Annotated in this window: 16 protein-coding genes; 13 read left to right on the forward strand and 3 right to left on the reverse strand. The window is 59.5% G+C overall.

Annotation, left to right across the window (positions count from 1 at the left end):
- Positions 1 to 492: 492 nt before the first annotated feature.
- Entirely contained in the window at positions 493 to 960 is a 468-nt protein-coding gene (locus GM672_RS29275) for a site-specific integrase (protein WP_229417829.1), read from the reverse strand.
- A 328-nt stretch (positions 961 to 1288) separates the two neighbouring features.
- On the opposite strand from GM672_RS29275, the gene GM672_RS19505 reads away from it, so the two are divergent.
- The 3 genes from GM672_RS19505 (at position 1289) to GM672_RS19515 (ending at position 3848) form a co-directional block, all read left to right on the forward strand.
- A complete protein-coding gene (locus tag GM672_RS19505; RefSeq protein WP_155472204.1) occupies positions 1289 to 2071 on the forward strand; it encodes a hypothetical protein in 783 nt (260 codons plus the stop codon).
- Positions 2068 to 3324 carry a tyrosine-type recombinase/integrase gene (locus GM672_RS19510; protein WP_155472205.1) on the forward strand — a complete coding sequence of 419 codons (1257 nt, stop codon included), beginning with the start codon at positions 2068 to 2070 and terminating at the stop codon, positions 3322 to 3324. The genes GM672_RS19505 and GM672_RS19510 overlap by 4 nt, the downstream gene beginning before the upstream one ends.
- Before the next feature lie 263 nt (positions 3325 to 3587).
- Entirely contained in the window at positions 3588 to 3848 is a 261-nt protein-coding gene (locus GM672_RS19515) for a hypothetical protein (RefSeq protein WP_155472206.1), read from the forward strand.
- Between the two features lie 197 nt (positions 3849 to 4045).
- Here GM672_RS19515 and GM672_RS19520 read toward each other — a convergent pair whose 3' ends face one another.
- Positions 4046 to 4291 carry a hypothetical protein gene (locus tag GM672_RS19520; RefSeq protein ID WP_155472207.1) on the reverse strand — a complete coding sequence of 82 codons (246 nt, stop codon included), beginning with the start codon at positions 4289 to 4291 and terminating at the stop codon, positions 4046 to 4048.
- Positions 4292 to 4969: 678 nt separating this feature from the next.
- Here GM672_RS19520 and GM672_RS19525 point away from each other — a divergent pair.
- The 5 genes from GM672_RS19525 (at position 4970) to GM672_RS19545 (ending at position 13165) form a co-directional block, all read left to right on the forward strand.
- On the forward strand, positions 4970 to 5356 hold the full coding sequence (locus GM672_RS19525) for a hypothetical protein (protein WP_155472208.1): 387 nt from the start codon (positions 4970 to 4972) through the stop codon (positions 5354 to 5356).
- Between the two features lie 317 nt (positions 5357 to 5673).
- Positions 5674 to 6273, forward strand: coding sequence for a hypothetical protein (locus tag GM672_RS19530; protein WP_155472209.1), 600 nt, complete (start codon positions 5674 to 5676; stop codon positions 6271 to 6273).
- A 1391-nt stretch (positions 6274 to 7664) separates the two neighbouring features.
- Complete coding sequence (locus GM672_RS19535; RefSeq protein WP_155472210.1) at positions 7665 to 9074, forward strand: hypothetical protein; 1410 nt, start codon at positions 7665 to 7667, stop codon at positions 9072 to 9074.
- Between the two features lie 460 nt (positions 9075 to 9534).
- A complete protein-coding gene (gene ruvB / locus GM672_RS19540; protein WP_155472211.1) occupies positions 9535 to 10578 on the forward strand; it encodes a Holliday junction branch migration DNA helicase RuvB in 1044 nt (347 codons plus the stop codon).
- A gap of 661 nt (positions 10579 to 11239) precedes the next feature.
- Positions 11240 to 13165 carry a ParB/RepB/Spo0J family partition protein gene (locus GM672_RS19545; protein ID WP_155472212.1) on the forward strand — a complete coding sequence of 642 codons (1926 nt, stop codon included), beginning with the start codon at positions 11240 to 11242 and terminating at the stop codon, positions 13163 to 13165.
- A 1046-nt stretch (positions 13166 to 14211) separates the two neighbouring features.
- Here GM672_RS19545 and GM672_RS30000 read toward each other — a convergent pair.
- Positions 14212 to 14778 carry a restriction endonuclease gene (locus GM672_RS30000; RefSeq protein ID WP_155472213.1) on the reverse strand — a complete coding sequence of 189 codons (567 nt, stop codon included), beginning with the start codon at positions 14776 to 14778 and terminating at the stop codon, positions 14212 to 14214.
- A gap of 835 nt (positions 14779 to 15613) precedes the next feature.
- Between GM672_RS30000 and GM672_RS19555 the strand changes: the two genes are divergently transcribed.
- From GM672_RS19555 to GM672_RS19575, 5 genes are all read left to right on the forward strand, one after another.
- Positions 15614 to 16048: a hypothetical protein gene (locus GM672_RS19555; protein WP_155472214.1), complete on the forward strand. Its 435-nt coding sequence runs from the start codon at positions 15614 to 15616 to the stop codon at positions 16046 to 16048.
- 756 nt (positions 16049 to 16804) lie between these two features.
- Positions 16805 to 17140 (forward strand): hypothetical protein, encoded by a 336-nt coding sequence (locus tag GM672_RS19560; protein WP_155472215.1) that lies wholly within the window; start codon positions 16805 to 16807, stop codon positions 17138 to 17140.
- A 203-nt stretch (positions 17141 to 17343) separates the two neighbouring features.
- Positions 17344 to 17556: a hypothetical protein gene (locus GM672_RS19565; protein ID WP_155472216.1), complete on the forward strand. Its 213-nt coding sequence runs from the start codon at positions 17344 to 17346 to the stop codon at positions 17554 to 17556.
- 53 nt (positions 17557 to 17609) lie between these two features.
- Positions 17610 to 17840 carry a hypothetical protein gene (locus GM672_RS19570; RefSeq protein WP_155472217.1) on the forward strand — a complete coding sequence of 77 codons (231 nt, stop codon included), beginning with the start codon at positions 17610 to 17612 and terminating at the stop codon, positions 17838 to 17840.
- 253 nt (positions 17841 to 18093) lie between these two features.
- Complete coding sequence (locus tag GM672_RS19575) at positions 18094 to 18288, forward strand: hypothetical protein (RefSeq protein ID WP_155472218.1); 195 nt, start codon at positions 18094 to 18096, stop codon at positions 18286 to 18288.
- Positions 18289 to 19500 lie beyond the last annotated feature (1212 nt).

Here is a 19500-nt window from a genome sequence, read left to right on the forward strand (position 1 = left end):
AGCAGGCTTCGCTACGCCTGCAACCCCATTTCCATCTTAGCCCCACTCCTGTGGGTAATATTATAAATATTACCTAGCGAGATGTTATTTTTGAACGATCCAAAAAGAGCCTCGCGGCCCGATAAGCTGTTTTACACCCCTATTTATGATACTCACTGTACTAGCAAATAGCTCGGCATGCCCAAGCAGCAGCTGGACCGTCTCAATGGGCTGCCCTTGGGCCACCAGGCGCGAAGCCATAGTGCGCCTCCCGCTATGCGACGATCCGCCGCGTATGCCGGCATCGCGGTAAAGCTTCGTGACGTGAGATTGCAGGCTATCGCATGCCAGGTACTCGACTGGCTCCCCAGCCCAGCTCACGCGCCGCTCCGCGTTCAGGTGGAACTTGTAGCCCTTGTGCGTCAGGATGAGCTTACTGGCTGGCTCCAGGCCTCGGTAGCGGCTTGGTTCACCAGTGGTGCGCAGGCCGCGAGCTGCGCGATAGCCCAGGTATCAGTCCAACGCGTCGATGGCCTTGCCGTGTGTCAGGTAGACGCAGCGCTGCCGGCATCCTTTCGTGATCGCGGCGCGCAGGCTGATTTCGTCGCGCAGGGCGCCAGACGGGAACAGCACGTCCTGCACCTCGATTTGTGCGATTTCGGTCACGCGCATGCCGGCTGTCAGGCCCAGCAGCAGAACTAGGCCGTCCCGCTCGGGATGCCTGCTCGTGGCCGCCGTGACGCGGAGAAGGTGACGTATCTGCCCCGGTTGGAGCGTGGTGGCTTGGGCCATGTGGACCTCTGAATAGGATGAATCGGAAACGGATTCAGAGGGAAAGCCGCGCAGGCTCTTTTTCGAGCATAACACGGCCTGTTTCCTGGCGTTCTCGGAAAAGCCGGTATGCCATTGCCTGGTGTACTGTCCTGCCGCGCGGCTGCATAGGCTTTTAGGAAAACTGGCAGACAGTTCGGTGTACGTCAAAATTTCCCGTACGCAATTTCAACCGTCTTTTAGCTCAACAGTATGGGAATTTTCGCAATCGTGCAGTTTGTCCGACGTATCCCACTTAATACCTGCTAAGTGGGATAGGTAAAACCACCGGTACGTTTATTGCGTTACCGTACCGCTTTCTATACCAGTTTTCGCGGCACCTTGGTATGCTCGGTCAGTCCGAAGCTGGCCACGCTGGCCAGGCCGACCACCTTGCTGACCGCTCCCGATGCCCTCCTCTGCCCCCGCTTCCGCGCCACCACGCCTCGCCAGTCGCCCTGGGCGGCCCCGCCTCGCCCTGCGCGACGACGAGGCACGCGTGTTGGTCCGCCAGCTCGATGCCATCATCGCCAAGCACGCTGGCGAGCCTGGACGCCACCGCGCGTTCGTGCACGACTTCATCCGTGCAGTGCATCACGCCACCGGCCAACTCTACAGCGCGGCGTCGTACCGTAAGCTGCTGCAGGCCTATGCCCCGGGCCGAACACCGGCAACGGCGACAATTGAGTCCGAAAAGCATTTGCTGGTCGCCGAGTTAAAACGGCGGTCGCCGGCACCGGCATCGGCCGTAGAGGGACCGTGGCTTGCGCCACCGGGGCCGACACGTGACGCGGGCCAGGACCTGGCCCTGCAGCAGATCGTAACGCTGCAACACCATGTCATCACCTTGGTTAAGCAGCTCGCGCAAGCGCCGGCGGCGCCGGATCTCGCATCCGGACTGCGGGCGCACAACGGCTACCTGCGCGAGCGGCTGGCCAGCACCGAAACGGCGCTGGCCGCGGCCCAGACTGCAGCGGCGGCGATGGCGGCACAATGCCAGGAAATGGCCGGGCTGGCGGCGGAGCGTGCGCGCCAGGTCGACGCGCTGCAGGGCATGCTGGCGACCCACACGGCGGCGCTCTCGGTTCTGAGCACCGAACTGACCGGTGCCCAGCGTTTCATGATGATGCAGGTTGACGGGGTGCGGGGCGAGACCCGGGCGGTCCGCGAGCTGTGCGAGCAGCTGAAGGCGCAACTGAAGGAGAAGGAGGCGCAGGTGGACATGTACCGGCAGATGGTGCTGAGCCGCGGGGCCGGCGCGGGCGGAAACGGCCTGCGATGAACGACGACGCGTCCCGCCCCGCGCCGAACGGGCACCTGGTGGCCGCGCCATCATCGCAGCATATCCTGGGCGCGGTGGCCGACGACTGGGCCGCGGTCGATGTTTGGCTGGCGGCGGTTGCCAGCAACAGCCGGCGCCGTAGCAATTCGGATGACACCGTCAGTACGTACCGCTACCATGTGGCGAAGGTGCGCTGGTACTGCGAGCACGTACTCGGCCGCACTCTGTCGGCCTGGGATGCACAGGACGTGCTGTGCTTCGAGGCCTTTTTGGCCGACCTGCCACTACGCGCCCTCTGCCCCGCCGGCGCCAAGGCCACGCAATCGGGCTACACGCCGTTCCGGCGCCGGCCCGGGGTCAGCAGCCAGGCCGATATCCTGCGCTGCCTGCGGGCCCTATTTGGTGCCCTGCACGGTGCCGGCTACCTGCGAACCAACCCGATGAGCCTCATGAAGGTCGGCAAGGGCCGGCGCTTAGACAAAACCCGGGCCATCGACGACGACTTGTTCGAGCGGGTATTGCAGGTGATGGACCGCGCACCGCGCACCAGCCAACGAGCGCACCAGCTGCATGCGCGCGACCGCTTCATTTTGGTCTGCCTGCGCGAAACCGGTGTGCGCGCCTCGGAGCTGGTGGGCGCGCGCATGCGCGCGATCGCGCCGCTGACCGATCCGAAGACGGGCACCAGTTACTGGGTGCTGCAGGTCGACGCGGCCACGGCCAAGGGCGGCCAGGGCCGCGTTGTTCCAGTGAGCACGGCCTTGATGGATGCCCTGGTCGACTACCGGTGCGCCTTCGGCCTTCCGGCGCTGCCCGGCGCCGGCGACCGCCACTACGGCCTGATCCTGTCGGTTCGGACGCAGCAGATCGAGGACGGCATGGCCATCAAGACCGCGGTGGACCGGCGCTATTTTGGCCAGTGGCGGGACGTCGGCACGCGCTATGGGCTGCACGATATCGTCAAGGGGCGCTTACAAGCGGCCGTTACCGTGTTGCGCGAGACCGGCGACGACGCGGGCGCCGACCGGCTCGCACGGGCTTCGACCCACTGGCTGCGGCACACCTTTGCCCTGCGCGCGCTGCTGGGCGGACAGGATCTCCGCACGGTCGCCACCGCGCTGGGACACGCCAGCGTCAGCACGACGATGCTGTACACCGAGCAGGAAGCACTCGACCAGATAAACAGCTGGGAACGCAACCAGCCCGGGCGCCTGGCGCGCGTGGACAATGCCGCGGGCAACGCTGTCCTGTAGGACAGGTGGTTTGCCCGATCGAGCATGGTCCACCCGCTGCACGGCGCGCTGAGGACGTTCGCTCGCCTTCAGCTGACGCCTCAGCGCGCAACCCTTGGGGAGGTGGCCTTGCGGATGCCAAGGTCTGCGACCGCAGTGCGCGGTTCTGTTCCGCTTTGACCCGGCCATCGGTCGCCCGCTGCGAGTAGCGGCTCGGCCACAACGACGCCCGTTCCCGCGCTCTACAACGTAGAATGGAGAGCCCAATAACCATCGGAGGAACCATGCGAGGCGGACTGTTGGTAGGAGCAATTCTGGCCGTGCTGTACGTCGGCGATGCCATTTATCCCCAGTGGTCGTACGAGTGCGGCACCACCGAAATCGTGCCGGGAATACGAACCGCCCCGGCCACGCCGGAGGACGTGCAAAACCACCAGCGCGTTGCCAATCCAGAGCGGCCGCCCGGTTGCACCCTGGCTGCACACAACAAGCTGAGGAATTTGTACGACTGGGCCACCGACGCAAACCAGCATAGCCGCCGATGAAGCCGCAGGGCAGCTAGCAGGCTTGGCGGCTCTCGGGCGTATCGACTCGACGGATGCGCTGTCGCGGGGCCGCTTGCCCTGACGACGTGCGCAAGCGCCCTCGTGGACGAGCAGAAAACTAAATCATCGCCGGATCACGCGCTGGGCTAGTTCTGGCGCTGTACGGATAAAAGAAAGCGGTCAACAGGTCGCTTTTCTTACCCAGGTTCACCCTTCCTGGAAAGGGAAAATTCGGGGATGTCGATCGACGACGGGCCGAGCACTGCTGCACGGCGGTCACGACTGATGGGTTTGCCAGCCAGCGTGACTCGGATACGCCCTTGCGTCGGCGTCACTTCTCCAGCGCTTATCGCGCCCACCGACGCAGCCTTGGGACGACGAGCTTCAGCGGCCAACTTGTAAGCACCGCTTTGGTTAATTTGCATTTCTTTTACAGCGGTCATAGTCGGATCTCCGGCACGGGCAGCACCTCATACGGTCGTTGGCAATAGTGACACCGCCGTAGTGGAGTTCGGGACCGTATAACGATGAGGTGCATCCCGATCTTTCGCTCTTCACCAGAAACTACAACACCTTGAAGTTTTCGGCAACCGATGCAAAACTGTTTCATCCCTTGTGAGTATCGTACTCACAACGTTCGGCGCTCCCGCCATCATGGCTCGGCACCGGGCACCGTCGTGCAATACATGGCGGCGTAGCGCTCGAAGCGCGCTCTCGCAGCGTTCATTCGAACCCATCACGATGCTGACAAACGTGGCCGCACAATCAGCAACTTCGCAGAACGCAAAGTTCGCTCCCGACACTTTGCACCGAACGCTCCCCTATCTACTCGCTCATTTCGCCCTGCACCGCAGGCGGCCTTGAGGCATTTGCCACGGATCAAGTCTGCGCCGTAAGGAGGCGTTGCGTAAATCGGAAGCGGCAATACCCCGCGTCCACTCAGGACGTTGGATTTCAAGTATTGAACACCATGCCTTCGCGGCATGACATACCACTCACGAGGTGGTCCGCGATTACTACGCCATCTCGGGAGCAACAAACTTTTATCAATTTTAATCTCAGCTTCAAAAGGACGGAATTATTTTTTGGGATGGAACCAATCTAGCTAACGGGGAAAATACATGCAGCGCTCCTTGAAAACTATCGATACGATCATTAGCCATCAGGAAGGAACTGTGCTTGGGAAATCCGCGCCAGGATCGCGTTCAATTGCCGCAGTTCGCGTACTAACTCAACGCCTAACACAGCTCAGCAACCCGAAACGACCGTGCGAATCGCTCGCACATGCGGAAGATACGCTCCGGCGTCATCGCGTCAAATTCGACCGTGTGTACAAAAATTCCGACGGCGGCGTTCTATATTACTTCAATTTAGGCGACGATCTTAACGTCGCCTATTGGCTGCCCGGCCGGGCAGTCGTGTTCAATGCGACGGCAGACTGGTTGCCGTGCGTGGATGATACGCCACTTCACTTACGCCTTTCGATAAAAACTAATTCTGCGAAATAAACCCTTTCCATGGCGGCACAATGCTGTGCCGCCAGTGTGGCTTGTCGCCCCCCCAACCATAAGCATTGATCACACTTTTGCTTCATCGTTTCTCCTCAGAATTGCCCTCATAGGGCCACAATTTCGACCCGTCTCGAGCGGCAAAGTTACTTGACCAACGAATATTGGGTGAGATACTTATATTAGCATAGCGGGAGGGGGTGGAGACGCCGAACGTTCGAGGATTTAATCCGCAGCAGTTGACTTTGTCGGACCACCTGCAATTACAGCCTGGTGCGTGCACACGTGCCGTGCACGCTCACCCATCGGAGACGATGATGAGCCGCCATTATAAATTTCGTGTGAACTCGAAAATTTCACTTGGCAGGACTGGTTGCACAGCCGGGTGCGGAATTGTTGGCAATCACGGGATCGATTTGCAAACAGAATTCCACGAAGCGAATCGATGGCAAACAATCGGGCACAGATCCAGCAGCAGGCCGCGATTGTCAGCTGAAACGCCTAATAGTTTGATTGAAAACCTTAGCGTGTCCGACGCAAAGGCAATCGCAGCGCTGTTCTCGATATATCTCAATCATCCTACCACATTGTCGGAAACCCCGATCCGTCAGTGGCGCGTCAAAGGCGTGCATGAATGGACAGATGCAGTCGATGACGAAGATTGGAATGAGATATGTCTAAACACAAGTATTTTCGAAACTCGTATTCTTTATGCCAACCGAAATCTGGAGTGCGAATTGCGCCGGTGGGTGGAGTATGACGGGCTACCGCCACCTGCGTTCATGGAAGCCCTGATCAAATTACGGAGCGTTTTCGCATCAACTGCGGCGCAGGTGCCGCCTACCCCTGACTCTTCCAAGATCCCCAGCATATCTTTGTCTTCCACCTTATTAATGCAAGCAGATCGTGCAGTATAACCACCGAAGTTTCCTATAGAACAGAGTGTACCATTTGGCCGAAATTTAGATTGCCGCTTCTCGGCAAGGTGTGCGAATTGGCGCCTTGATAATCTTTAGAGCCATGTGCATTCACGATGATCCGACGACATCGACGAAGCGGGATCGCGAGCTTTCGCACCCAAATGATTCGATATAGATGCCACGGTCCTTGTAAGCGAGGATTCATGCTACGACCGCACGGAAGCGGTCCAACTGGATCCAGCGACGAGGCCGATCACTGCCCATGTAGCACAACAGCAAAGTACTGTGGTACGCCGGCTGGAATCTGGCGCACCTTGCCCCCGATGTACTCGCTCGAATAGCCTGTCGCCATAGTGCGCCGCGTTGACGTACACGCCTGCCTTCACTTAGACGGCGTAAAGGTCAGGAAGTAGAAATTTGCAGCAATGGCACCGGAGCAAACCGCGAAACGCATTAATCGAGCAGCGCGGGGGGGCAATGGGACCGAAGGCTGCGCATCGCGCCAAGCCCAGAGTATCTTCGCGAAAGCGAAAGCCGATGGCTGGGACGACGGTTGGGATGATGATGCGTTCGAATTATTCGCTCGCAGCGCATATCAACTCGGCTAGACACACCACGAGCAATGACGCGCACGGCATCCTCGCCATGCCGCTCTCTGCTAGAGGTGCGGCGACGCGGCGGCTAGGCACATCAAGTCGCGCGCAATGCATGTAACGCCAAGCGCCACTGCATCTTCTTGCGATTATCGGCACCGCAAAGCGATGGCGACTGCGAAGGCTGACACGAAGTCAGAATCGCTGACGAACTGTGCCGCCGTGCCGCGCCTTGTCGCACATCCGTCAAAAATCGGGCTCGCACGCACTATCCGACGTGTGCCGCCTATCAATGGCGGCGAATCGTTTGCTCGCATAGTGCGCAAGCAAACAGAACCACTCATCAGCACGGTGAGAAGCACAGCCCGCGCGCTCGGTCGAACTTGAAGACCCACCTGATGCCGGGATACTGTTTTCAAGGTCTGCACAGACGACGCCAGGGGATCCATTTGTCGTGCGGCCCGCCCGTCCGCGATACGCACGTATACAGGGAGACCATGATGAAGCCATATCGCTATATACCGGTTGACGTCGTCGGCATGACGAGCCTGGAAAGGGCATCCGACAGAGTCGTCATCATCAATTTTTCGTCGAGCAGCACCGCCGCTGAATTTCTTCTCCACGTCCGAGGGGTAGCAATCACCCGGGCACAGCGGGGTGCCGTTCAGATTCCGGCGATCTTGCAACCTCTTCCGTCAGAGGCCCGACCTTACAGAACGCATGTCGGCCAAAACGTCGATACGCACGCGCGGCAGATCGCGCATGGGCATCACCGCATGAACAGAGGAGGCTGACGTGCAACAGCTGACGGCGGCTAGCAATCCCTTCCCTATCGAGGCGGTCTCCACCTACGGCAGTGCCAATATCACCTGCACGGCCTTGCACCACATGGATGCGGCGCAGAACGAGCTGCGCCAGTATCTGGAGGCGCATTCCGTGGACACGACGCGCTACGGCGGCGCAATCGGCCTGCGGGGCATCCCCGGCGCCGGCAAGACCCACTTGCTGACGTGGCTGGGAACGACCTTGCGCCAGACCAGGACCTTTTGTGGCACGGTGCTGTACGCGAAGTGCGACTCCAGTGCCTTCTCCGCCCTGTGCTACCAGCTGATGATGGGCCTGGAGCGCCCCCTCCTGATCGAACTGATCCAGTTGGCCCTGCTGAACCTCGCCCGGCGCAAGGCCCGCGCGGCCAAGGTCACGGAATCGCTGGCCGACCGACTCGAATCAATCGACGCGCTGGCCATCCCGCGGACCGAGATAAATATCAACCTGGAGCAGCTGCGCCACGAACTGGTGGGCGAGCTGGGCGACCGTACCGGCGCGCTCGAGACGGCCCGCATCCTGCTCGACGTTCCCGATGCCACGCTCGGTGCCGATGCCTACCGCTGGATCACGGGCCTCGGCGTCGACAACCCAGCGCAGCTGGGCGTGACACAGTCCGCGCGCGGCGCTGGCGAACATCCCGGCCCCCTGGAATTGGAAGCGGCCGCGATCACGGCGCTGGAAACCATCGCGGCCCTGCATCATCTTGCCGGCGTGCCGTTCGTTGTGCTGCTCGACCAGCTGGAAGTGCTGCTGAGCACGCCCGACCACGCGGCCTACCAGATGGTCAGTTCGCTAACGAAGAAGTTCGTCGAACAGCTGTCGCGGCAGTCGGCGCTGACGTTCATCGCCGGCATTCCCGAGGCGTGGAACCGCCAGATGCGCGACGCGTCGGCCCGCATCCGCCAACGCGACCATATCCACGTGGGCGGCCTGTCCTGCGATGAGACCGCCCTGGTGCTGAACGCCTACATGAAGGAGCGCCCCCACCTGCCCGACTTCGGAGACAGCGCGGTACGGCAGATCCACCAGCTGTCCGGCGGTAGTCCCCGGGAAGCCCTGCGCATCGCCCACAACCTGTTCGCCCGGATCGTCGGCCTGCCTACCCCCACGGCGGCGCGCTCGACAGGCAAGGTGATGGCGTTCGGCTTCGACGACGACGCGCCGACCGAAACCTTTTATGTCGAGATCGAGACCGGCAGTGGCCGCGAGAAGCATTTGGCTAATGGTCCTGTCGTCCCGTCGTTCGAGCGCGATGGCATCGACATCGGCGATACGATCAAGATCGAGCTCGGGACCGATGGACGCATCGTCGCGATTCATCGCGTAGCACCGGCCGAAACACTGTCGGCGGCGCAACGGACGGCGCTAGCCACGTGACGCGACCGCAATGGGCGCACCTGGAAGTCGAAGTTGAACCACGCTTGGAGGACAGGCAACTATCGCAGATACGGCGCGCAGGAACAATCCGGCCTACTCCAACAGGTGCGCAATCAGCTCGGGCCTGCTTGGCTGCGGCGCATGCCCGCAGCGGAGCTCGACGCACCGAAAGAGCGCAGGCACGGACCGTGACGCAGCAACAGTTCGACGTGGCGGCGCAAGCGCCAGCAGCATCGCAAAGGATCTACGACACCCAGGAGAATGAAGTTGTGCAGGACAACACTATTCGACGATGCACACCGGGGCCATTCCAGTAACGATAACGATTGCGCTGGAAGTGTTCAAACGAGCATAGCGGCATTGATGCCAACGACCCGCGTCTTCGGCACCGGCGCTCCGCCAGGATGCGTCACTCCAAAACTGCTTTACGCGCTCTGATTACCGAACGTACCAGCGAGAGATGACCATCCAGTTTGACAATTTCACAGCGCAGCGCGTCGTCGATACCGCCCCGTCGTCGCCGAGCGACGAAGCGATCGAACGGGCCTTGCGCCCGAAACTGCTCGATGAATACGTCGGCCAGGAGAAGATTCGCGGCCAGCTGGAGATCTTCATCTCGGCCGCCAGGAAGCGCAGCGAGGCGCTCGATCACACCTTGCTGTTCGGGCCTCCGGGCCTGGGCAAGACGACGCTCGCCAACATCATCGCGCGCGAGATGGGCGTGAACCTGCGCCAGACCTCCGGCCCCGTTCTGGAACGCCCGGGCGACCTGGCCGCGCTGCTGACGAACCTGGAAGCGAACGATGTGCTGTTCATCGACGAGATCCACCGCTTGTCGCCCGTGGTCGAGGAAATCTTGTACCCGGCGCTGGAGGACTACCAGATCGACATCATGATCGGCGAATGCGCGGCGGTCCGTTCCGTCAAGCTGGACCTGCAGCCCTTCACCCTGGTGGGCGCCACCACGCGCGCCGGCATGCTAACCAACCCGCTGCGCGACCGCTTCGGCATCGTCGCCCGGCTGGAGTTTTACACCACCGAGGAACTGGCCAAGATCGTCATGCGCAGCGCGGCGCTGTTGAAGGCTCCGATCGACGCCAGCGGCGCGCTGGAAATCGCCCGCCGCGCGCGCGGCACGCCTCGTATCGCCAACCGCCTGCTACGCCGGGTACGCGATTTCGCCGAAGTGAAAAGCAATGGCGGCATCACGAAGGACGTCGCCGACGCCGCCCTGATCATGCTCGACGTCGACACGGCGGGCTTCGATGTGATGGACCGCAAGCTGCTCGAAGCGGTGCTGTACAAGTTCAATGGCGGCCCGGTCGGCATCTGCAACCTGGCCGCCGCTATCGGAGAACCAGAAGATACAATCGAAGACATTCTGGAACCGTACCTTGTTCAGCAGGGTTATCTGCAACGTTCACCGCGCGGCCGGGTCGCCACAGCAAGCACGTACCGGCATTTCGGCCAATCGCCGCCGGCTACTTTGGAGAATCTCGGGTAGTCGGTTTATGTTTCCGCGGGGGGTGGGGACCATTCATCGCTTGCCGTGACATCGATCCTGCGTGCCGGCATCCACTTTGCCACCTTCCCCTCCAAATCATGCGCCCCCTCCCTGGCCGCAGGTCCCGCGTTCCGTGCAAACCCATCCGCACCAAGACCTCGTGGCAGAAGATGGCGTTCGGAACATGGCCGAGGACCTCGGCGAAACACCACCATGACGACATCAGCAGGGACCCAGTTGACGTTGGCTAGGTCCCTGCTGGCCTTGAGCTGATCGATGCTTGACCTTGAAGTGTGGGCCTTCGAGTGTAAAACTACAGTGCTTCATGTGAGAATCGCTCTCGCAACGCTCTCGGTAAGAATGATCGCGAGGTCGCTTCCGAGATTCCGCACGCAGCGCGTGTGGCGTGGCCCACGAAACGCGCCTTCTAAATTGATCTGCTTGTTTGGTCAATCTTCCGAACCAGGCCTTTTACCTGGCACCTGGTTTGCTTCGTCTGCGTCGGCGCGCTTCCACGTCCTGCAGACATTTCCGATAGCGAACATCACGGCAGACTACCAATCGCCTGCCGCTGCGCGTTCGCACCCGCCCTTAGCAACCGTCCTACGCGGCCTGCGGCTTCGCGGAAGCGGTTGCGCTTAACAGTCTCAAGGAACACATCATGGACACCGCTCAATCCACCACGTCAAAAGACGCTGGCGTTCATCGACACCGCGCGCAGTTAGCTGCTAACGCGGAGACCGCGTTGCGACACGCGACGATCCGCCACGCCCGCCACGACCAAATGGTCGTAAGCAAATATAACGTGCGCAAACGGCAACCGGACAACACTGTGCTCAAAGGGCTCGTGATTACGCACGGCGTGCTACAGAACCTGATCTGCTTTGAACAACTGAAAAATGGGAAGCCGACTGGGCTGCTCGAGATTGTGAGCGGCCGACAGAGACATACCGTCGTTGGCGAAGCCATCGCCGAGGGGCTTTTGCCCGAAGATTACGGAATCCCCTATCTGCTGGTCACCGAAGACGAGGCCATCGATATTAGCTTGGCAGAGAACTGCGGCCGTGTCGACATGCATCCCGCCGATCTTGCCGATGCCATGCTGGCACTGGCCCAGCACGGGCGGGCCATCGATGACATCGCGTTGACCTACAGCCTGGCCCCGATCGAAGTAAGGCGCCGTCTGAAGCTGGCAAAGGTGGCGCCCCGACTGTTCGAACTGTATCGAAATGATCAGGCGACCCTTCAACAAATGATCGCGCTGACCATTACAGACAGTCACAAAGCGCAGGAACACGCATGGGAAGCACTGCCAGCAAATCGGCGGATGCCAGCGGAACTCCGGCGGCTACTTACGTCGCGGGCAATCGATATCAGCACCGACCGGCTAGGCAAATACGTTGGCATGCCGGCCTATGAACATGCGGGCGGTGTGATCCGACGTGATCTATTCAGCGACACGGGCACTGGTTACATCGAGGACACCGCGTTGTTGTATCGCCTCGCCACTAACAAGCTCCAACGCTACCGCGATAAGTTGATGAAGTCGGAAAAGCTGCACTGGGTCGATATGGAACTGGACGGTGGCCCGGCTCTTTCCCAATACCGTAACGTGCGACACATTCCTGCTCCGCTGAGCGAACAGCAAACTCTCTGGTTGAATGCCATGCAGGAGCGCCTCGCATTGCTCGACGAACGGCTGGCAGCAATCGATGATGACGAAAATGACGCCAGCTATCAAGACATCGTATCCGAGCGAGATGAACTGGTCGCACAGCTGCACGCGATCCACTACACCCGGTCGCTGATACCTCATCCAGAGGACCTCCCCCTCGCCGGCGCTGTGGTCTATGTGGGCGCAGACGGCGTGGTTCAAGTAGTGCGCCACCTTATGCGCCCCGGGGATGCGGACAAGATGCGGGGGCCTACGCAAGAGCCAGCGGCGGCGCCGGTGCGGCCCCGTGCCACGGTGCCTCCTGAAGATCGCCTCACCCCGGACCTGATATCACACCGGACAGCGGCCCTGCAGGCGGAACTGATCGACAAGGCTGATATCGCGCTGCGTTACGTAACGTACGTACTGGTTCAACAAGTACTGGCGGCGGGCGCTGCCACGGCAATGGCGCAGATTCAATTGGTCAGGTCGCCATTAGTCGGCACTGCGGCCTCTGGACCGGCCGCGAAGGCAATCGCCGAACGTCGTAGCGCTCTGGGCGCTCTGTTGCCTTCCGACGGCAAATCACTCCTGACCTGGATGACCGAGCAGGATGACGCTACCGTTCTCCAGATCCTTGCCTACTGCGTAGCTACCGCAATCGATACCAAGCGAACGGACGCGAAATCCTCACCTGAGTTTCGGGTATTGGCACAGGCGCTAAAACTTGAAATGCGTAAGTGGTGGTCGCCAACCGCCGCCCACTACTTCAAACATCTGACGAAAGCCAAGATGATCGAGATCGTCCGAACAGCGATATCGGACGAAGCAGCGGTGCCGTTGGAGAAATTGCCAAAGGAAGTAGTCGCTTGCGCCGCCGAACGGGCACTGTCCAACTCACGATGGTTGCCGACAGCCCTACGTATTGACTAAGTCCTAACTGTCCACCACTGCGCGTGGCGGACAGTTTCACCGGCACCGTCAGCTGGCAAAGGGATCCACAAACGCCGGAGATCAGGGCTGGACCAACAGGCGCGCTTCAGCCTGGCCCCGCGATATCGCCTGGGCGGCGGACGCCGCCGAGGATACAAGCCCACGACCCTCCACTGCGTGCGGCCAGCGAATTGGTGTGGAACCACCGGATCGGTTTCTCAACTCGTAATCCTGCGATTAGGGCGGGCGCGGCACCCTGCAGTAATGCAGGAGAACAGAGCGGGCGACCGCGTATTGGTGCGGGCCAGCCACAAGCGACGTCAAGCGTTCGCTTCAGCGTTATGAGGCTTTGAAATTGCCGATTGTGCGACGACGTTAACTCAGCGTTCGCGGGTGCAGTGAATTGCTACTGTCGGCCCAACAACCCTACTCGCATCATTTTGTTTCAGCGATGTCTACAGCGTCCAAGGGGCGACCACTGGCAACCGCGTCAACTGAAAGTACTGTAGTACCGGGCGCGCATGTTCTGGTGCCTGGTTCGGAGGAGGTTATGGATGTTCGTCAACCATGTCGGCCTGATGCCAACGCGCGTCAGGCCGACGGAAATATATTTCGTGTTACCGTCGACTTTGAATTTGGCACCGAGCACCGAACCGTCGTTTGGGCCAGACAACCTCACGATAGGGAAATCTACTTGTTCGCCCTGACCGATATGCGAACTAGTGCAGGTGCGGGGCTTGTCGGTAAGGTGCTGCGCTGGAAAGTGGAGCCGCTTTCGGCAGCAGCCAGTAGCGACACTTAAGATGTAGCGATATCCCCTGGCGGTGGACTAAACGCGCCAGGGGAATCACCGATCCACCGGTCGCCTCAAGCGGCGCAACGCCGGGCCAAGCCAATCCATGCAGCGGCATCTGCGGTCGTTCTCAGCACACTGCCGGCTCGTGCGAGTTGGGAGCGTCGATCGTTGCCACGCCGCACCTGCCCTCAGAACACCACTGCACGGGTCAGCTTATGATCATTGTGAACGCTGCGTGCATGTACAGCGCTCAGGGCCAGTGCGTCGCATGCGCACAGATCATTTCTACAAGCCGGTCACCGCTGATCAAGTACACACTGCTACCCCTTAAATGTCGATATACGGCGCTACCACTAAGTCCTGTATGGACGAACAATCCGCCCCCGTATTCCGCCGAGGAAACGATCTGGACGAACTCGCTGACGTGTTGATGATCAATGTACGCTCCGTACCTTTTGACTTGGATTGGCCACCAAGAACCGCTGATGCGGACGTGACCATCGACCCCTCCATCGCCGCTGTACCGGCGATTTCGTAGCACCAGACACCCCCGATCCTCCAGCGCCGATAGCACCAATTCTTCCAACACATAGGGGTCGATCTTTCGAAGGTACGACAATACGTGTGCTGCACGCTGCGGTCCACCGAATCCTCGAACGCGGCGCAACAACCGCCTGGACTGCTTGACACGTGTGCGGTGTGCAGGCCTTGATATCAGCCTCACCCAGTTCAGTAGCATCGACAAGGATCTCATAAGGCCAGGAAGGGTTGAGCCTGTCAAGGATTCCTGTAGACGCCGAATCTCGTTGAACGTCATGGTCTTCCCATTTACGAATTACGCGTCTCCGCACAGCGATTTGCACTACGACCTTGTCCAACCCATGGGCGCATGGCTGCGAATCACATTCCCGTGCCCAGGCACCAAAGCACGATGCTGGTTGCGCAGATCTTGCACCATCCCTTTCATGCACTCCGAACGGTCGTGCGCAGAGTAGCTAGCGCAGCTGGTAAGGTTGCGATTCGCTCCAAGCGTCCGGCCGTTGTGACGACGTATCGGGTCGAGAAATGCCGCGGTTCGGTTTGCGGCGCCGAGCGGGAGGAAGGCGTCGGTCCTCAACATAGTTGCCACGTCAAAAGGCATCATCGCGCGCGATTGCGCAATGTCAAGCAGGCCTGTTGGACTGGCTGTTCTTAGGCCCAATGGACCGTTGACGAAATCGGATGAAGCGCTGCTCATGAACCGCACGCGTCAAGGCTTGTTTCGCCTGGGGCTGACCACCTCCCACAGAACAAGGCGGGATGTGCGAAGCCAGTGGCCTATCGGAGCAGAATGGCAATGCGCCGCTAAGGCATTGCGAGCCGCGATCGTTCTACATCGGAGTCTGGCGTCACCCGGCGCCTTCGATATCTAGTGCACTCGCGGACTGCGGGTCGCGGGTGGCGGTTTGCCGTCATGCGTCCGTGGCCTATTCGTGGGGTATGTCGAACAGAACCGATCGCGTGCCACATTGTCGAATATTCGGTCCCGGCGTCCCGCCCTTTCCACACACTTGATGCTATTGGATTGCCTCGTACCATATTTCAGGGGCGCGATCTTGACCAGCTATCCAGTCCGTCGCAGCCCACCCAAACATTGTTAGGGAGGACGAAAAATGCGTACGACATTGTTCGAGCGAATTTCAAGGCTACAGACGGTGTATGACAAGCTGCAGAACGCATCGTGGCGAACCGAGGCAGATGCCTACTACAAACGCTTGTACGTAAATCGGATTGCCGAACTGTTGTCGCAGGGTCTGCCATGTGAAACGTTGGCTGACGCCTGCGATGTGCTGGCACTGCATAACATTACATTCGACCGCATTTTTCGCAACGCGGTCACACCCTTGCACTATTTTTTCGACAATGCGCGCGAGAGAAATGTGGCAGTGTGGGTACCCGGGGCGCCGGTGCTGGTTCTGACCGCCAATGGTGGTATTCAAGCCCAGCAGTACGCCCAACCAGTGGACAATGTCGTTCTCGTCACACCAGACGAGCAAGATGTGATGCCCGCCTCTGTCGAAAATCCGACCGTCCATACTGGCACGTGATCAGCGCGGACACAGGTTCAGACTGGCGCCATCGGGATGGCAGGCGACGATCCAGCCATCCCTGCTATAGCGTTCTCCCAACTCACTGCCGACCTTGCTGCGTTGTCCACCTCGGGTCTCGATGTGAACCCAGCCCGACCAAACGGCCGGAAGGCTGCCTGGTGTAACAATGAAGGGCGGAACTTGACCTCGAGGAGGCTGGTCGATACGGAGCCTGCAAGCTTGCCTTCCCCTCTCCATAAGCGGGGGCCACACATCACCGCACACCCGAGGCGACGACGACCTGCTGATGACACCTTGCACTTCGCCCCTGGGGATGTAAAATCAAAGTGCTACGGTGAGCATCGAACTCGCTGCATTCGGTAAGACGGTCGTTGCCGATTTCCGAGTGTCCGCGCAATATATTGCACGGCGTCACGCACGAAACGCGCCCATCTGAAGGTCGGCCCCCGACCACACTCGCACAGAGACATCGCGGCACTCTTGCCCGCATGTATTCAGCGGTGACATACATTTGTTGCATCCCTCCTAGAGCCTGCATCAAAGCTTTCTCCTGTGATCGCCATCGGCAGTCACAGGATTTCTCTGGCGCTGCCAATCTACGAAGCGCCAACTTGTACTGCGTTCGGCACCACACCTGAACGATTTCACTTTTCGCGCAACAGTTAACCTGGGCCGGCATTGTTTGCTGCATTCTAGCTTCGGGCGAAAGGCTGCGCACCTCAACGGCTTCTGCATGAAATGAAAGGACCCGACATGGACCAGCACATCAAGGAGCTAGCAGTCATTGCGGCACTCAACAATATGATCAAGGGAAAATATTTCCGAATGTCAGTCATCGACGCCGCGGCAAAGCTGCTTGAACGTCACGCGAGCGGCGATGCATACGACGTGTTACATATGATCGATTTTGTCTATTTCGAGAACATGCCCGTCGAACTTCGGGACAGTATTCCGGGTTTGATCCAGGACGTTCTGGGGACCTCCCCAATCTTCAGGTTCACCTCTGTAAACAAAGGTTTTATGATCGACCTGTCCTCTTACAGCACTCAGACAAAGCGCCAGCCTTGGTTACGATTGACGAATCGCTGACAGGATCACAGATGCTTCATCGCTGCCGGCGCCATCCCGGTGCCGGCAGCGATTGATCGAAATCAACACACCCATCCGAGTGTTCTGTCACCCGCGATTAAGCAGGGCGCAGCTAAAGATCGGGAAAGCCTCGCGTTACTGGGCTGGATAGCAGGAGGTAAGCAGCTCTCACAGCGTCTAAATCATATCCACAGAGGTGCAATATGAGTCACTTCATCTTAGCAGCAAAGAATGAGGACGGCAGCTACGAAATCCTCAGCGGGTTTTGGCGGGTCAAGGAGTCACTGCGGCTTTGGGGCAGCGCCGAGATCCTCGATAGCGAAACTTGGGCTTTCATTACCGTTCATGAAGTAGCCGGTAAGCTCATCACCGCCCCAGAGTCCACGAACGAAACCAGAGCTGAAAAGAGCCCTTAAGGTCGAGAAAAACTCGAGTATCGCGTGTGAAAGACGTCATGGAGATGAGTATCATGGAACAGAACGACGACAACGACGAATACGGCTACGACCCAGAGATGGGCGGGGGCTTCGACCCAGTCGGTTTCTATGCATCGCAAGAAGAATGGGATGCATTGACAGACCAACAGCGTGAGGCACAGTGGGAATCATTTTATGAAAGGAATGCCGCAGGTACAGCGGACGAAATGCGCTTCTACAAGGTGATGATGGCGCAGTATCTGCTTGGTTACGTCGGCGACTAACGACACGGAAAACCGCTGACACGAAGACGTCGACGTTCAAACGCGTTTCTGGTGCCGGTGCCGCCGAAGTGGTGCACATCGAGGCGGCTGACGCGAAGGCTCTATCCGCCGCGATCACGGGCGAGCACCTGGCGATGCTGAGTGCGGCGCCGGTGATGAACCATTCGTGCCGCGTTGTGCTGCCGCAGGGCCGAGGATTGCGAGACCTCCGCGCGAAACACTGTTTTGCTGAGAACGCTTAGGAAAACCCGTCGTGAACGATAAGCGCCGGAAGCGCCTGGAAGAAATCAAGGAACAGATCGCCGCCCTGGTCGATGCAGTTCAGGCGGTGTGCGACGAGGAAGAGGAAGCTTTCGACGGCATGCCGGAACGCGTCCAGAACGCGCCAAAACGGCGAGAAGATGCAAGAGGGGAGCTCAGCGATGGAAACTGTCATCGAATTGCTTGAAGAGCCCCTACAAGCGCCGGAAGAGGCTACTGCCTGAAAAGGACGGAAAAATCGTGACGCTCACCGATAACAAAGGTTTTACGATCGACCTATCCGCCGACAGCATCCACCCAAAGCGCTACCCTTGGCTACGAATGTTTAACCGCTGACCAGTTCACCAACGCTTCATCGCTGCCGGCGCCTTCCCGGTGCCGGCAGCGATTGATAGAAATCAACACACCCATCCGAGTGTTCTGTCACCCGCGAAGGCGCCCGGTATATTCCACCGTACATTGGCTCGCAATGAAAAGCCTCCAGCATCAGCGGAGGGTTCTCAGGCCGTGGCGCCATCGACGAGGCCGCGTCATCTTGACCCCATTAGGCTGCTTGCACGATCAACTCGTCATGGCTCCAGCTCCTGGCATGCGATATTTCCCCACCGCGATGCCTTATCAGATACCGCTCGAGAATTCGGTACACGCAAGGCGAGCCACGCCACTTTCGGTGCCGATTCAGCCCCCTTCCCTCAGGACAGGCAGTAGCGCGTCACCTCGACGAGACTACTGCATTGTCCAAGCACATTCGTGAGCACGTCAACATCGAACAACGAGACCCAACAGGACCCACATCGCCCCCCCGGTGGATTGGCGTGCGGCGCACAAACGCCCCGCAAACTGCGCCAATCAACCGACCTTTTCGGTGCTAGTTGCGCAACGAAGGTATCACTGCTCGAGGTGAGTGCTTCTGTTTCCAATGGATGAGTTTGCACGCCTGCACAGGAGACCGTGAGCCTTCGTGCGCTCATCCGTTACCACGGGCCGAACAGTTCGGCGCAGCAACCCGCGCATGGACGGATGCGGGCAGCGAGCCAAGATTGACGAGTCATGATCTCCGGGTGTCTGGGTCGCGCACGCATGAGCGTTTTCCTGGAAAAACCTTCTGCGGGCGATGGTCGAAAGCGAGGCCCCAACCGGTTGGTACGCTATACTGTACGTATATACAGCTCTTTCCAACCATCATGCGAGTCGTAGTTCAACAGTTATTCGAAGACGGAGGGCGGCCGGTGCCGAAATGGCGCATAACCGCGAAGGCAAAGTATGAGGGTCGGTAATCCCCCCACAAAAAGAGCGTCGTTAGAAGTAGAATTTTCTACTTAAGAACAGAAAGCTCTACATGAAGACGTCCCGCTTTACCGACAGCCAGATCATCGCCATCCTGAAACAAGCCGAAGCC

Origin of the sequence: Pseudoduganella buxea (genome assembly GCF_009720835.1) — a bacterium.
Taxonomy (GTDB): domain Bacteria; phylum Pseudomonadota; class Gammaproteobacteria; order Burkholderiales; family Burkholderiaceae_D; genus Rugamonas; species Rugamonas buxea.